Origin of the sequence: Runella sp. (genome assembly GCF_027484545.1) — a bacterium.
Lineage (GTDB): Bacteria > Bacteroidota > Bacteroidia > Cytophagales > Spirosomataceae > Runella.
Genome location: NZ_JAIXST010000282.1, coordinates 1 through 14,536 on the forward strand (window position 1 = coordinate 1; position 14,536 = coordinate 14,536).

The window sequence follows — 14,536 nt, forward strand, 5'->3', positions numbered from 1 at the left end:
TCCCAGCGGGATCACAAGATAAGCTCCAAAAGCTCTCAAAACCTCAAAATCGGTATGATTTTGAGGTTTTTTTGTTTATTTCCCCTCAAGTTGCACCAATCATTCCCAATGCTTAGGTAGCCCTTTCGGTTACCTGCAAAGATGTATAAATTTGGGCACCGAATTGATTGTAATTATTTGATAATTAACAGTTTGTGGAAAAACAAACTGCGTCAATTAACGTCAAATTTTAGGCAAAAAATTACTTATTCGGTCACTCAAACAACATCAAAAATGAAAGTAATCGCAGCGGCGACCCGCTCAAAACTTATGCGTTTTGTTCTGGCTACGCAAGCGGCCCGCCGCAGCGGTCAAAAGCCGACGAAAATGGTCTCGCTCCTATCTATGCTCGACTTACCATTGACGGGGCTCGTATCGAGTTTTCACTCGGCAAAAAAGTTCTTCCTGATAAATGGCTCACTAGAAAGGAAACTCAGAAGAAGCTCGTACGCTGAATAGCTATCTTAATTTAGTCAAAGGCGATTTACAAAAACACTACAATCTGTTGGCTGCCGCGACTCAACATGTCACTCCTGACATGGTACGAAATGCCTACATGGGCATTAAAGAGAAAAAACGAACTTTATTGGAGGTATTGGACTATCACAACCTCAAATTCGCCGAAAAAGCCCAACGCGGATACCTCTCCCCCGAAACATTGAAGAAATACCAAACCACTAAGGTCAAACTGACCGAATACCTAAAACACCAGTACAAATTATCCGACATTGCATTAGAAGACCTCAACTTAGCCTTTGTTTCCAACTTTGAACATTTTCTACTTACCCAACATCATCTGCACAGCAATACAGCCATGAAATACGTCAAAAATCTGAAAAAGATTATCGGCGTGGCTATCTCCCTCGAATGGATCAACTACAACCCCTTCCAGTCTTTCAAGTGTGCTTACATCCAACCGGAGCGCGAAGTCCTGACGCAGGAAGACTTAGATTTTATGTACCATAAGCACCTGCCCATTCAACGCTTGGCCGAGGTACGTGATGTTTTTATTTTTTGCTGCTATACCGGGTTTGCTTACAGCGAAGTGGAAAGTTTTACTCAGGAAGCCATTCAAAAAGGAATTGACGGGGAAAAATGGATTTCCATCAATCGAGCTAAAACAGGTACGCTCGAAAGTGTGATGCTGCTACCCATTCCCCTTCAAATTATTGAAAAGTACCGTAATCATGCGTATTGCAGGATGTACAACCGCGGCGGCGGACCGCAAGCTATTGCCTGTAAACAGCAATCAGCGTTATAATTCTTATCTGAAGGAATTGGCTGATATCTGTGGGATCAAAATCCCGCTTACCACTCACATCGCCCGCCACACCTTTGCTACCACCGTCACACTGGCCAACGATGTACCCATCGAAACGGTTAGTACTTTACTGGGACACAAAGACATTCGCACGACACAGATTTATGCCAAAGTGGTCAAGAAGAAAGTCAGCAATGATATGAAATCACTGAGACAGAAACTACAGCAGGAAGTAGAACAACCCGTTATCGAACTAAATAGCAAGACAGGCTAAATAAGTAGAAAAGCAGGGCCGCGGGTTCAAATCCGGCCATTCACAAAACTCATTCAACAGCGACTTAGGTTGACCTATAGGCTTTTGGATGAGTTTGATTTTAATATACATCGTTGAGTTGCCCTTATGATCGAGAAAGGCGTTATACCTTTTGAAAACGTCGTTATCATTACGGAGTTTCATAATTTGGTTATGGTTAAAGCCGTGCCGTACGATAGATAGTCACCCTATTCCTTCAAATCAATCAGCCTGTAGCCTGTGCTTCTTCCTCCCGAATCTTCTTTTACCAGAACCTCCTGCTCTACCAGATTCTGAATATCTCTCAGGGCGGTGTCGGTGGAAGTTTTCGCAATTTTCGCCCATTTAGAGGTGGTCAGTTTGCCTTCAAAGCCATCCAAAAGTTTGTTGAGCAGTAACTTTTGACGGCTATTGATATTTTTTTCGGCAAACAGTTTCCAATAGCGAGCCTTGTTGAGTACATTAGTAAGGATGGTTTCAGTAGCCGATAAAGCCCTGTCCAAACAGGTTAAAAACCAATCCAGCCATTCTGTTATATCCAATTCCCCCTTTTGTGTTTTTTCGAGGATAGTGTAGTAGCCTTTTCGTTCCAACTGAATTTGAGCCGACATACTGTAAAACCGCTGAGCACTTTCGTCAGAACGTGCCAATTGCATATCGGCGATGGATCGGGCAATGCGTCCATTGCCGTCATCAAAAGGGTGAATGGTCACAAACCACAAATGAGCAATGGCTGCTTTGATGACCGGGTCCTGATGGGCATTGGAATTGTACCAAGCGATGAATTGAGCCATTTCTTCGGGAACCCTGTCAGAGGAAGGGGCTTCAAAATATACCTTTTCCCGCCCCATCGCCCCGGAAACAACCTGCATGGGTCCTGTAGTAGTATCTCTCCAGTTTCCAACGGTGATTTTGTACATACCGCTGCGCCCCGCAGGGAACAGAGCCGAATGCCATCCAAACAGCCTGTCTTCCGATAAAGGCTTGGTATAATGTTGAGTAGCATCCAGTAACATTTCAACGACCCCTTCGACATGTCGGTCGGTAGGAGTGAGAGCACCAATATCCATGCCAAGGCGACGGGCAATGCTTGAACGCACCTGATCGGCATTGAGAATTTCTCCCTCAATTTCATTGGATTTTAAAGCATCCAACGTGAGGGTTTGTAAAACGGCTTCTTCCTGCAAAGAAAACCCCAGACTTTCCATCCGTCCGACGAGTTTCCCCTGCTTATGGCGAACAGAAGCCAGTAGCGGAGAAATAAATGGATGGTTCCAAAAAAAGGCAGGCCAGGAATGTTTTTGATGAATGTACATGGTATTCGCCGCATATTATGCGACAAATATCGTAATTATTCACCGCACGGACAAGAGTAATCGCTGCAAATTATGCGGTAATTAACAAGTGAATTCATTGCAAATTGCTTTCGGCAAGAATTGTATCAAATATTTTGTCAGTTACACTTTCAAAATTACCAGCCTGTCTGCCCAAAAAATCAACCGTTAATTAGTTAGGCAATTTTGCAATTACCTATATAGCGATTGCAAAATTGCCTAAACCCATAACTGCTCTAAAATGGCGCTGAATCATCGCCTCCTCATTCTTGTGTAAAGAGCACGCCTAACTATCTACCCAAAACATCGGCTTCGCAGCGGAGACTTTTATTGTTGCGGCTATTCAACTATTTTTAGACGCACGATTTTACCCTATCTCCCATGACTTCTGACCTTCCTCAAAAAACCATCCTTCGGATTTTTCAGGTGATTCGCTATTTGGCTACGCCACCGCACAAAACCGTTCTGCAGTTGGCCGCCTGGCTCGAAGTAGACAAACGCTCCATATATCGCTATTTCAAACTGCTCGAAGAAATTGGCTACGACTTGGACAAAGATTTTGACGGTCGGTATTTTATCGCGGAGGCCGACCCACGCACCCCCAATCAGTTTACCGCCGAAGAGTCGCAATTGGTGAAGCAGCTGCTGGGGGCTTTGCCCGATTCGCACCCCTTGGCGGCAAGTATCCGTCGTAAGGTCTACCTGACTTCAGAACTGACCCCGCTGACGGATGAACTCATGGATCTCCACCGTGCCCGTATCGTGCAACGGTTGGCGGAGGCCATTGCGGAGCGAAAACAGGTGCGGCTTATCAACTACCACTCCGTGAATTCCGACCAAATCTCGGACCGTATTGTAGAGCCGCAGAAATTCTCCGACGATTACTCTCAATTGGATGCTTACGAACTGACCGGACAACGGGTGAAGACCTTCAAAATACAGCGGATGCACGACGTGGAGATTTTGGAGCAGACCGCCAAACAACAACCCGACAAAGATCTGCTGACCGATGCCTTTGGCTTCAACGGGGAGGCGTTTGGCGTTATCCTTCTCCTTAGCCGCCGTGCGTATCGCCTGCTGATTGAAGAATTTCCGTCGCTTCTTCCGTACACGCATCCGCACCACAACGCCCGTTTCCCTTATCGCTTCGTGGGCGAGGCTTGCAGTGATAAAGGGATTGGTCGATTTATCCTCGGTTTGCCTTCCGAAATTGAAGTGGAAGGCCCGCCATCGCTGAAAAACTATCTGAACAAAAGAGTGGCTGGGGTGAAGTGGTAAATGAGTGATTATTTGTCACGCTAAAAACGCTTAAGTTTGTTAATTTATTGATTATCATATATTTGTGTGACCAATAGGGCTATGTCTGTTAATGAGCCTTCTTGCCCTCTCCATCCCCTTGCTTACCGCTTGATAACTTTTTCCTAAAATTTTCACTTGTGACACAATTCGTCAAAATGAATTGCGTACTTTGGGGCAGATAAATGAGAAATAATTATGGAATGGTTACAAACACAGAAAATAGGTAAGGCTTTGCTTCAAAGTGGGAGTAAAATTGAAGATGCCTATTATCAATCGTATAGACAAAGCAAAAATAAGCAAGGGCAAGATATAAAACCCTGTATAATCAATATCACGGTTGATACAGTAAATGAGAGTTTAGGGATTGAACAACTCTCTTTCGCTAACGACAAGATACGAACTAATAATTTCTTTACCTCCATCTCTGGCAACTTCACAAGCTACTATCTCTGTAATTCATATTTAAAATGCAGTAGCATATTAGATTTTTTGGGAATTGATGGTGAAAAAATAGTAATTGATGAAAAAGAAGGAAAGCCGAATGGTCTAAAAAAAGTTTTGGCAGAAATGGATAAATCCAGAGGAAGCCAACACATTAACTCAATTCTTATTTCTGCAAGGGATAGAATCAGAAAAAGTGAAAACTTATGTAAGAAAATAGGCGCTTTAATCAAAGGAATCGGGTTTGTTGTGGAGCAATCAAAAAAGTTAGAAAAACTGGACAAACTTGACTTTTTTTCAGAGGTTGAAATAAATGGATTTAAAAACTTTTCCAAAATCAATTTCTTTCCAAAAGACTCTAAAAAAGGAACAGATGAAGTTGTTTTTGTAATCTTGACAGTTGACTCAATCAGACTGAGCCAATCTGATGATTACAAAAATTTCTGTTTAGATAGATTTTTACATTTAGCGCAAATTGATAAGACAAAGGCCAAAGCAATAAATGACCCGTTTAATGGGACAAATCAGACCTTTGAAGTTTCTTTTCCAAGAGATAGCATAAATCTTCTAAAATCAGCAACAGGAAGCCCTACAACCATACCTAATATGATAGGAACAGGTTTCGTTCTGAGCGAAAAATCTTATAATGAGCTAAAACTTGGCTCTAAAAAAATAGACAATGAGCTTAAAATCAGGATTGCAGGCATATCTCACTATATTATTCCAGAGTTTACAGGCGATTTCGAAATTCAGTATTTTCAAAACTACTTAAAAGACAGTCTCAGCAAAGAGTTGGCTTTCTCAAGAGAAGAATTTGAAAAGACGGAACGGTCTTTTTTATTGAATACAAAAAGACAAATCAACGCTATTTTGTTATTGGGATATATCAAAGGTAAAGGTGATATAGATTTTGTAAATTCAATCCGTATTCCATCATTAATTTATTTTGAAAGACTTAAACGAGAGCTCAATGAAGCAAAAAGTTTTATTGATAAAGAAATCAGTCTTTCTTTTCAGAAAATTTTCTATCTCTTTCCCGTTGCTTCTGACAAATCCAAAAAGCCTGATGCTTTATTTTTCTATAAATCAATTTTTGAACATACCCCCTACGATAAGAATACATTGATGAATGTTTATGCTGACTTGATTCATCTTTATCGTTATGGGCGACCTTATGAAAAAGCAGGAAGAAAGTATTATGGAGGAACCGTAAATATTACTTATACCGAAAAGCCTGAGTACTTTGTGAAAATATCCAACGCCACGCTAAAATTTCAAGTTCTTCTAAATCTCTTAAAAAATCTTTTTAAAGAAAATAACTCAAACACAATGGATTATTCATCACTCCCCCCCAAAACGCAAAAGGTATTTGAGCGGTGTAATTACCAAGAAGACAAGGCAGCTCTTTTCTACCTTGGCAAACTAATTAGGCTTGCTGCTGATGCACAAGCTAAAAAACAAAAGAATAAGCGCCGCCCCATATTGGATAAAATCAATTACGGAGGCATGAAACCAATGGACTTGAAATGGCTTTTCGCTGAAACCATCGAGAAACTAAAACAATATGAGGTGATTAGGTATGCAGACGATGACCTTACAATGTTCAAAACATTTTTCGATAGTGCTGAACAAAACTGGACATTAACCGACATTGAGAATGTCTTCTACATTTTTTCGGGTTATGCACTTTATTGGGAAGTACGAGAAAAGATACCCTCATCATTAAGTAAGCTGGTGGCAAAAAGCGAACAAGATGAAGAAGATTCAGATGTTGACAATGATGAGGAGATTGATGCCGATGAAGAAAATGAAGACTAAACAATAACATTAAACAAATATAAAATCATGACTAACAAGGAATTTCTTTTCATTTTTGATGCTGCTCTCAGTAATCCCAATGGCGACCCTGATACAGAAAACAAACCCCGTATGGATAGGGCTACCAAAACCAATTTGGTATCGGATACACGTCTCAAGAGAACCATTCGAGACTATCTAATTTCAAAGTTCGATAATGAAAAAAATGCTCAAAATGATGTTTTTGTAAGAATGATGGGTGAGCAAAAAGTTTCAGTTGAAAAACGCTTGATGGGGGTTGTAGTAGATTATTTGCAAGACAGGATCAAACTTGAAGAATTAAAAGTAAAACACTCCGGCTTGCAGATTGCCTTTGAAAAATTAAGATCAGTTAAAGATAAAGATAGTGGTTCATCGGAGGAAGAAGGAGCTACAAAAAGCAAAAAGAGAACAGAGCCCTTTAAAGGCGATGACTTTGAGTTATATCACAGCTTCATTAAAAAAGACCAAGAATTGACAGTCGGTATTAAGACAAAAGAACTTGGTGAGGTCAATAACGAATTATTAACGGCTATCATTAAAGACACTATGATTGACAGTCGTTTTTTTGGTGGTGCTTTTGCTGTTGGTGGGTTTTCTAAAACAGTAATTGGCTCAATACAAGTAAATACCGGCTACTCGCTGCATCCTGTTGAATTGAATCCTTCAAACTCAATCGTTACCATAATGGGAGATAAAGAGGGACAAAGCGGAATTGGCAAAAAAGAAACTCTTTTTTACAGTTTAATCAGCCATACCGGTACTATCAATGCTAAACGAGGGGCAATTGTTAATCTTTCTGAAGAAGATTTAAAGCAATTCCGTGAAGCAATTATTCTTTCAATCCTTGACTGGCGTTCTGATTCCAAGAAAAATCAATACCCTCGCCTGTATTTAGAAATTGACTATAAAGAAAACGAGATTTATGGACGTTTGGGTGATTTAAGGAATTTGATTAATGTTACTTCAAACGTTGATACCGACTTCTCAAAAGTTCGCTCAATCAAAGATGTCAATATTGATTTTACAGAATTAGTCACAGGGCTTGAAAAAATAAAAGCCAAAGTTCAAAAAATTCGTATTTGGAATTCTTTGGATGGTTCTTGCGACAAATTAGAAACGTTACTAAAAGAAAGATTTGAAGAGCAAACCATTGAACAACTAACTATTTGATGAAAGAGCTAATATCATTTGATTGGTGTGGGAAAATGGCTCATTTTAGAAAGTTTTACTCAAATGCTTCAGCCCTTACCCATACCATTCCGCCCAGAACTACCGTACTTGGGTTACTGGCATCTATTGCCGAAATAGAGAGAGACTCTTACTATTTTGGAACTGAAAATGAAGCCTTTAACAGTCTAAAAATTGGCATTCAAATTATTAACCCTGTTCGCAAAATCAATCAAAAATTCAATTACTTAAAAATAGTAAAAGACGGCGCTTCGGAGGAAAGTTTGGCTTCTGATATAAATGACCTCTACATTTTTAGAGGTTATGGTAATCGGAAGCAAATCTCTACCGAAATCATTATTCCGCACTCCATACGAGATAAAGATGCACTTGTCAAATACAGAATTTTTGTGGGCTTCCCCGAAAGTGATGAGCCTGTTTTTACAAAATTAAAGGCTAATTTAACAAGAGAGTACTATCCTTTTGGAGTGTGCCTGGGGGCGGCTAATATGTTAGGTTTCATAGCACAACCAAATGGTATTGAGCCAATTGATTACGAGGTGGGGCTACAATCAAAAGACTTTGTTGAGGTAATTGGAGCTATTGAGGAAGGCTTAGTATCAGAAATAGACAGGGGGCACAACTTTTCTATTGAACACGATTTATTTCCGACTTCGTTTACACATAATAAAGAATTAAAAGGGCGTATCGCTAATGAAACTAAGGTGTTTTTATATTCGGCTGACAAAAGCTCTTTGAGGTTAAAGCTACATTCTTCCGAGTCCCTATTTTTCTTTCCCAAACAGGAACAATACATTTATTTGCTCTAATCATGTACTATTCACATCTTGACAAAGACGACAAAGGCAACATCATTTCTAAGTCGGAGAAACATATCTACGAGCATATTGAAGGAATTAAGAAACGAGTAGCAGAGGCTGTTCAAATGGTAAACTTTGCCGATAATAAACAATTACAGCTTATAGATGAGATTATTAAACTTCATGACCTTGGTAAGTACACCATTTGGTTTCAGGAGTATTTGAAATTTGACAAAAAGCACCCCGAAGATTTCCAAAATCATGCTTTGATTGGTGCTATTACTGCCTATAACTATTTGAAACAAAAAGGTTCTTATTGGTCAATTTTTGCCTACTATGTTATTAGATATCATCACGCCAACCTAAACGACATTCAAAACTCTTATTATACTGATAATAATGAGTTTTTTAGCAAAAGACAAAAGCAAATTAAGGCGCAATATGAAGATTTGGTACCTAAATTGGCCGTAATTAACAGCGAACTCAAATTGAGTTTAACGTCTCAGTCATTAGGAAGTGAATTGCTGAATTGGGGAGAGCTTTTCGATGAAATAGAACACATTCAAACACGTTCTCCTTCAATAGAGAAATACTTCTACGTCAATTATCTTTTTTCTCTTCTCATTGAAGGAGATAAATTAGATGCCTCAAAAACAGATGTTTATCCTAAAAAAGAAATAGACCATTTGGCTGTTGAACGGCATTTGATAGAAAAGTCCAAAAATGGTGCAAAAGCTAATCATTTAAGAAGTAAAGTGAGAAGTGAGGTACTTACCAAATTAGATGACCCAAAAACACTTTCTACGAAAATCTTCACCCTTACCGCTCCCACCGGCGTAGGAAAAACCTTCATTGCTTTAGATTTTGCATTGCGTCTTCGACACTTGGTACCGGAATTACAAAATGCTCAAATAGTATATTCGTTGCCGTTCATAAACATTATTGAGCAAGGATATGATGAGTACCAAAAAGCATTGAAAGATACAGGCTGCAAAATTTTAGCTCATTATCAATATGCCGATGTATTTGGGAAAGATAAAGATTTGAATGAGTCGCAAAAGGGTTACAGTCAGAGCCTTATGGAATTAGATACATGGCAGTCTGATATTGTGATTACTTCCTTTGTACAGTTTTTACATACTGTCATTGGGTATAGGAATAAAATTCTTAAAAAATTTAATCACTTGGCTAATGCCATTGTGATTTTAGATGAGGTTCAGACATTGAGATTAGAACAACTACCGCTTATTGGTTCAATGTTGTATTTTTTATCGAAGTTCATGAATACGAGGATAATTCTAATGACTGCTACTAAACCTAAGATTTTAGAGCTTTCTTATAGAGAGATTTTATCAAATCCAGAATGTATAGGTACACAGTTTACGGATAAAAGTGTTGAACCCTCTTACAAAGAGTGGTCAATAGAGTTATTAGAACGTCATGAAGAAATATTCAAATCCTACAAGCGTACCAAAATTGTTCCTCTGTTAGATTTAAAATTTGACAGTGAGAACTCAGAACAGGATTTCATCCAAAAAATATTCTCAAAGCCCAAGTATTGGCAATCAAATAAGTCATGTCTAATAGTCGTAAACAAAGTAAATCGTTGCATCAACTTATTTAATCAGATTAAGCAATATGTTGATGAAAATGACCTGCGAAACCCTATTTACTGCCTTTCTACCAATATCGTTCCTGCTGATAGAATGTATATTATTGACCGTGTCAAATTGGATTTGCGTTACGGGAAAGCCCCGATTTTGATTTCAACCCAAGTTGTAGAGGCAGGTGTAGATTTAGACTTTGATATGGGAATCAGGGATTTAGGCCCGATTGATTCTATTGTTCAAGTTGCAGGACGTATCAATCGCCAGTCAGACCCAGAAAACCCGGACAGATTATATCTACCATTGTACATAGTAGATTTAGGAGACTGTGGTAAAATTTATAAAGACCCCACAACAACACAAGCTCGCAAAGCATTAACAAATTCAAGCGATAAGAATGGGGAAATATTAGAGAGACATTATTTTGAAATGGTTGATACATATTTTGATAAAATCTCCTCCAATGATTTAGCAAGTTTTGATTATTCAAGGGATATTTTCAATGCCGCCAGAAATTTAAAGTACGATAGAAAGAAGGGCGAAAAGAAAAAAGATAGTATTGAAAAATATGTCTCTGATTTCGAGGTGATTGAGGAAAGAGGAAATATGGTTTCGGTCTTTGTCCTTTCAGATTCATTCGCAGAGGAAATTGTCCACAAATTCAAACTTTTGAAGACTAAAAAACTGAAAAAAGAAGATTTTGAACGAGATTATAAAAAGGCTTTTCATCAAAGAATAATCGCTGTACCAAACTACTATATTGATAAAGAAGAGCACAAAATTATTTCAGAACATTTAGGTCTACCTTTTGAAATTGATTACCTAAGAGTTGCAAAACAAGAACACTATAGCCACGAGACTGGATTTATTAGAAATAAAATAAACAAGAAGTACAATCCGCCAGAAATGCTATGACCCAAACAACCCTCCCCCGTATCGACGTCCCCCGTATCGACGTACCGCTCACCACCATTACCTTTCCCGAAATTGCGTTGCGGGTGCGGGATGCGCACAAGTTGCGGGGCTATTTCGGCAATGTCTTTCAGGAACATTCGCCGCTGTTGCACAATCATTTTGAGATAGAAGGCGCTGCCGAACCGCGCTACCGCTACGCCTACCCACTCGTGCAATACAAGGTGCTGGGGCGGGTGCCTACGTTGGTAGGCATGGGAGAGGCGGCGGGGTTGTTGGTAGAGTTGTTTTTGAAAATCAATCATTTGGACATTGAAGGGCGAGGCTACCCGGTACTGAGCAAACACATCAGTCACCAACAAGCGGTGATCGGTCTTTCCGACGATCTGCACAGTTATCGCTTCGATACCCTTTGGCTGGGATTGAACCAAAAGAATTTTGGCGAATACAAAAACGCCGCTGCCGAGGACCAACCGACGATTTTGAAACGTACCCTCACGGCCAATATCCTGACCGTTTGTGAGGCGGCCGGGTTGAACCTCACCAAAGAGCAACGCATTATGGTCAAGTTGAACCCCACCGAACCCACCGTGACAAAATTCAAAAACGTCAGTTTTCTGGGCTTTGGCGGGACATTTACCACCAATGCACTCCTTCCCGATCATCTGGGCTTGGGTAAGTCAGTGGCGCGGGGGTTTGGGAGTATTGTGACTATCTGAATCTATGTATTTGAAGACCAAAAAGTACCATGACGCTACAACCTATTAAAAACGAGGAAGAATATGAAGCCATGTTGGCTTGGGTAGATGTTCAGTTTGAATTGGCTGTTCCTTTTGATAGTCTGGAAGGAGAACAGGTACAAATGGCACTTTTACTGATTAAGGCGTATGAAGATGTTCATCATCCAGTTCAAATCAGTAAGTGACACAATTTGTCAAAAACTTGGTGTTGCTTTGGGGCATTAAAACTTTTAATGCTCTATGCAACTCCACGTTAATACCCACGGCACGTACATTCACGTCAAAGACGAACTGTTTGAGATTCGGCGTAAAAACGACAAAGGCGAGATTGAAAAAAAGCAATACTCGGCCAACAAAGTAACCCACATTCTGCTCACCACAGGTACGTCGCTCAGTACGGATGCTGTCAAATTGGCCATGAAATTTAACGTTGACATCGTTTTTACGGAACAGGACGGCAGTCCGATTGGCCGGGTGTGGCACAGTAAACTGGGCAGTACGACCAAAATCCGTAAATCGCAGCTCGAAGCCAGCCTCAACGCGACGGGAGTCAAGTGGACCAAAGAATGGCTGATGGCCAAGCTCGACAACCAACTGAATTTTATCAAAGACCTGAAAAAGCACCGCCCTCAGCACGCCGACTTTCTGAACGACAAAATCAGCCGCATCGAAGCCTTATCGGTGTCAATCAATACGTTGGAAGCGCAAAAGGTGACCGAAATCGCTGATACGTTACGCGGGTTGGAAGGGACAGCCGGGCGGTTGTATTTTGAGACCTTGAATTATGTGTTGCCTTCGGAGTATCAGTTCAAAGGCCGCTCTATGCGCCCGGCGCAGGATGCGTTCAATGCGTTTCTGAACTACGCCTACGGTATTCTGTACAGTAAAATAGAAAAGACGCTCATTGTGGCGGGGGTAGATCCGTACGTGGGCTTTTTGCACCGCGACGATTACAACCAACTCAGCATGGTCTATGATTTTATTGAGCCCTACCGTACCTACGCCGATGAAGTGGTGTTTCGGTTGTTTTCGGGAAAGAAGGTAAACAAATCTCATTCCGATGCATTGGCCAACGGCCTTAGTCTCAACGCCGAAGGCAAGGCATTGCTCGTGACCGCGTTCAATAAATACATGGACGATGACCCGATTCGGTACCGCAATCGCAACCTCGTTCGCAACCATGCGATACAGTTGGACGCGCACAATTTCGCCAATTCGCTAATTGCCTAAGGGAAGTCAGACGCTTAAATCGGCCATCAGCCATCGACATTCGACAATTAAAAAATGATCATCTGGGTTTTATACGACATCGAAAACGACAAAGCACGTACCAAAGTGGCCAAAGTCTGCAAGCAGGCGGGTTTGTATCGGGTGCAGTTTTCCTGTTTTCTGGGAACCCTCGACGCCCACCAAAAAGATACCCTTTGTTTGCAAATAAACACATTGATTGATGAGGAAAAAGATAGAGTGTACGTGTTTCCAATGAACCAAACCGAGCTGCGCCAAACCGTACTGATGGGACAGGCGTTTGATAAAGAGTTAGTGAATGATGAAGTAAAAGCCCTGTTTTTTTAGAACCCCTATCCCCGGCCCTTTCCCCAGTTTGGGAAAGGGAGCAAAACAATGACGCTCACTCCCTCTCATATTATCCAATACCTCTACTGTCCGAGGTTTACGTTTTTTGAGTATGTATTGGCGATACCGCAATACGAAGAAAAAAACTATAAAGTCATGCGGGGACGGGAACTGCACGACCGGAAGCTGGAGCAAAACAAAGAGTACCTACGGAAGCGAATCGGTGCGGTAGACAAACATTTGGACCAATACCTGACCAACGATCTCATCCGAGGGCGCATTGATGAGGTGTTGGTGCTGGCAAACGGCACCTTGGCACCGCTTGACTATAAGTTTGCGATGTACGACAATAAGATTTACGAGACCTATCGTACTCAGTTGTATTGTTATGCTTGGTTGATTGAAGAAAATTTTGGCAAAGAGGTGCGTCAGGGTTTTTTGGTCTATACGCGCAGTCAAAACAAACTCGTGGAAATCCCTATTACCCAAGAGCACAAAAACGAGGTAAAAGCGGCAGCGGCGGATATTTTTCGGATTATTGACAAAAATTATTACCCCAAAGCAACCAAATACAAAGCACGTTGTTTAAATTGCACGTATCGGAACATCTGTGCTCAATAACGGTATTTCCGCCTGCCAATTTATTGAGACTGTGGCCCAAACCTCATCTAAGTGTCTAATAAACAGTGATTTATATTTACGGAAAAATTGTTAAAACCTATGAAAAAAAGCTCTTTGACCTACTGTAAAAACAAAAAAGGAGAAGAAGATAAAACTATCCAAACGTCTTTGATTCAGCGCGTTAGCCGTCCTGACGGCTTCCAGAGTAATCCATTGATACAGAAGGATTGAAACCGAAAGTTTGCGGAGTTTCGCAGGGACAACTTTCCTCTTCCAGAGTAATCCATTGATACAGAAGGATTGAAACAATTTCAAACATACATAATACATACACATGGCAACGACTTCCAGAGTAATCCATTGATACAGAAGGATTGAAACTTAATTCAAAACCTTGCAGCGTCACTTTTTTCATAGCTTCCAGAGTAATCCATTGATACAGAAGGATTGAAACATTTCTTCGCGGGCTCTTGCGGCTTCGCTTTGCAGCTTCCAGAGTAATCCATTGATACAGAAGGATTGAAACTTTATTTACGCCCTGAACACCTACTTGCACTGAAAACTTCCAGAGTAATCCATTGATACAGA

General features: G+C 40.6%; 14 protein-coding genes and 1 CRISPR repeat array. Of the genes, 13 read left to right on the forward strand and 1 reads right to left on the reverse strand.

Annotated features, from left to right (window positions below; translation table 11 throughout):
* Positions 1 to 266 precede the first annotated feature (266 nt).
* The 3 genes from Q0081_RS32000 to Q0081_RS25425 are packed head-to-tail and all read left to right on the forward strand — an operon-like array spanning position 267 to position 1,574.
* Entirely contained in the window at positions 267 to 494 is a 228-nt protein-coding gene (locus tag Q0081_RS32000; RefSeq protein WP_409034098.1) for an Arm DNA-binding domain-containing protein, read from the forward strand.
* A gap of 50 nt (positions 495 to 544) precedes the next feature.
* Complete coding sequence (locus Q0081_RS25420; protein WP_298360337.1) at positions 545 to 1,300, forward strand: site-specific integrase; 756 nt, start codon at positions 545 to 547, stop codon at positions 1,298 to 1,300.
* The gene (locus tag Q0081_RS25425; protein ID WP_298360339.1) at positions 1,272 to 1,574 is read left to right on the forward strand and encodes a tyrosine-type recombinase/integrase; all 303 of its coding nucleotides are present in this window, start codon (positions 1,272 to 1,274) and stop codon (positions 1,572 to 1,574) included. The genes Q0081_RS25420 and Q0081_RS25425 overlap by 29 nt, the downstream gene beginning before the upstream one ends.
* Positions 1,575 to 1,801: 227 nt before the next feature.
* Here the strand turns inward: Q0081_RS25425 and Q0081_RS25430 are convergent, their stop codons facing one another.
* The gene (locus Q0081_RS25430) at positions 1,802 to 2,908 is read right to left on the reverse strand and encodes a Fic family protein (protein ID WP_298360341.1); all 1,107 of its coding nucleotides are present in this window, start codon (positions 2,906 to 2,908) and stop codon (positions 1,802 to 1,804) included.
* Positions 2,909 to 3,307: 399 nt separating this feature from the next.
* Between Q0081_RS25430 and Q0081_RS25435 the strand changes: the two genes are divergently transcribed.
* The 10 genes from Q0081_RS25435 (at position 3,308) to cas4 (ending at position 13,948) form a co-directional block, all read left to right on the forward strand.
* Positions 3,308 to 4,204 (forward strand): YafY family protein, encoded by an 897-nt coding sequence (locus Q0081_RS25435; RefSeq protein WP_298360342.1) that lies wholly within the window; start codon positions 3,308 to 3,310, stop codon positions 4,202 to 4,204.
* Between the two features lie 216 nt (positions 4,205 to 4,420).
* Positions 4,421 to 6,484 carry a TM1802 family CRISPR-associated protein gene (locus tag Q0081_RS25440; protein ID WP_298360344.1) on the forward strand — a complete coding sequence of 688 codons (2,064 nt, stop codon included), beginning with the start codon at positions 4,421 to 4,423 and terminating at the stop codon, positions 6,482 to 6,484.
* A 27-nt stretch (positions 6,485 to 6,511) separates the two neighbouring features.
* The gene (locus Q0081_RS25445) at positions 6,512 to 7,675 is read left to right on the forward strand and encodes a type I CRISPR-associated protein Cas7 (protein WP_298360346.1); all 1,164 of its coding nucleotides are present in this window, start codon (positions 6,512 to 6,514) and stop codon (positions 7,673 to 7,675) included.
* Positions 7,675 to 8,502: a CRISPR-associated protein Cas5 gene (cas5, locus tag Q0081_RS25450; RefSeq protein WP_298360348.1), complete on the forward strand. Its 828-nt coding sequence runs from the start codon at positions 7,675 to 7,677 to the stop codon at positions 8,500 to 8,502. Before Q0081_RS25445 ends, cas5 begins: the two co-directional genes overlap by 1 nt.
* Before the next feature lie 2 nt (positions 8,503 to 8,504).
* Positions 8,505 to 11,015 carry a CRISPR-associated helicase Cas3' gene (cas3, locus tag Q0081_RS25455; protein WP_298360350.1) on the forward strand — a complete coding sequence of 837 codons (2,511 nt, stop codon included), beginning with the start codon at positions 8,505 to 8,507 and terminating at the stop codon, positions 11,013 to 11,015.
* Positions 11,012 to 11,731, forward strand: a complete 720-nt coding sequence (locus Q0081_RS25460) for a CRISPR-associated endonuclease Cas6 (protein WP_298360352.1) — start codon at positions 11,012 to 11,014, stop codon at positions 11,729 to 11,731. The genes cas3 and Q0081_RS25460 overlap by 4 nt, the downstream gene beginning before the upstream one ends.
* A gap of 29 nt (positions 11,732 to 11,760) precedes the next feature.
* Positions 11,761 to 11,937: a hypothetical protein gene (locus Q0081_RS25465; RefSeq protein ID WP_298360354.1), complete on the forward strand. Its 177-nt coding sequence runs from the start codon at positions 11,761 to 11,763 to the stop codon at positions 11,935 to 11,937.
* Between the two features lie 55 nt (positions 11,938 to 11,992).
* Positions 11,993 to 12,982, forward strand: coding sequence for a CRISPR-associated endonuclease Cas1 (gene cas1 / locus Q0081_RS25470; RefSeq protein WP_298360356.1), 990 nt, complete (start codon positions 11,993 to 11,995; stop codon positions 12,980 to 12,982).
* A 54-nt stretch (positions 12,983 to 13,036) separates the two neighbouring features.
* A complete protein-coding gene (gene cas2, locus Q0081_RS25475) occupies positions 13,037 to 13,327 on the forward strand; it encodes a CRISPR-associated endonuclease Cas2 (protein WP_298360358.1) in 291 nt (96 codons plus the stop codon).
* Positions 13,328 to 13,375: 48 nt separating this feature from the next.
* Positions 13,376 to 13,948 (forward strand): CRISPR-associated protein Cas4, encoded by a 573-nt coding sequence (gene cas4 / locus Q0081_RS25480; protein WP_298360360.1) that lies wholly within the window; start codon positions 13,376 to 13,378, stop codon positions 13,946 to 13,948.
* Positions 13,949 to 14,145: 197 nt separating this feature from the next.
* Positions 14,146 to 14,474: a CRISPR direct-repeat array (repeat unit 37 nt; unit sequence CTTCCAGAGTAATCCATTGATACAGAAGGATTGAAAC).
* Positions 14,475 to 14,536: the final 62 nt, after the last annotated feature.

Coding starts and splice junctions, on each gene's coding strand:
- Q0081_RS25430 (WP_298360341.1), bottom strand. CDS start 2,908: ATGTACATTCATCAAAAACATTCCTGGCCTGCCTTTTTTTGGAACCAT.
- Q0081_RS25435 (WP_298360342.1), top strand. CDS start 3,308: ATGACTTCTGACCTTCCTCAAAAAACCATCCTTCGGATTTTTCAGGTG.
- Q0081_RS25440 (WP_298360344.1), top strand. CDS start 4,421: ATGGAATGGTTACAAACACAGAAAATAGGTAAGGCTTTGCTTCAAAGT.
- Q0081_RS25445 (WP_298360346.1), top strand. CDS start 6,512: ATGACTAACAAGGAATTTCTTTTCATTTTTGATGCTGCTCTCAGTAAT.
- cas5 (WP_298360348.1), top strand. CDS start 7,675: ATGAAAGAGCTAATATCATTTGATTGGTGTGGGAAAATGGCTCATTTT.
- cas3 (WP_298360350.1), top strand. CDS start 8,505: ATGTACTATTCACATCTTGACAAAGACGACAAAGGCAACATCATTTCT.
- Q0081_RS25460 (WP_298360352.1), top strand. CDS start 11,012: ATGACCCAAACAACCCTCCCCCGTATCGACGTCCCCCGTATCGACGTA.
- Q0081_RS25465 (WP_298360354.1), top strand. CDS start 11,761: ATGACGCTACAACCTATTAAAAACGAGGAAGAATATGAAGCCATGTTG.
- cas1 (WP_298360356.1), top strand. CDS start 11,993: ATGCAACTCCACGTTAATACCCACGGCACGTACATTCACGTCAAAGAC.
- cas2 (WP_298360358.1), top strand. CDS start 13,037: ATGATCATCTGGGTTTTATACGACATCGAAAACGACAAAGCACGTACC.
- cas4 (WP_298360360.1), top strand. CDS start 13,376: ATGACGCTCACTCCCTCTCATATTATCCAATACCTCTACTGTCCGAGG.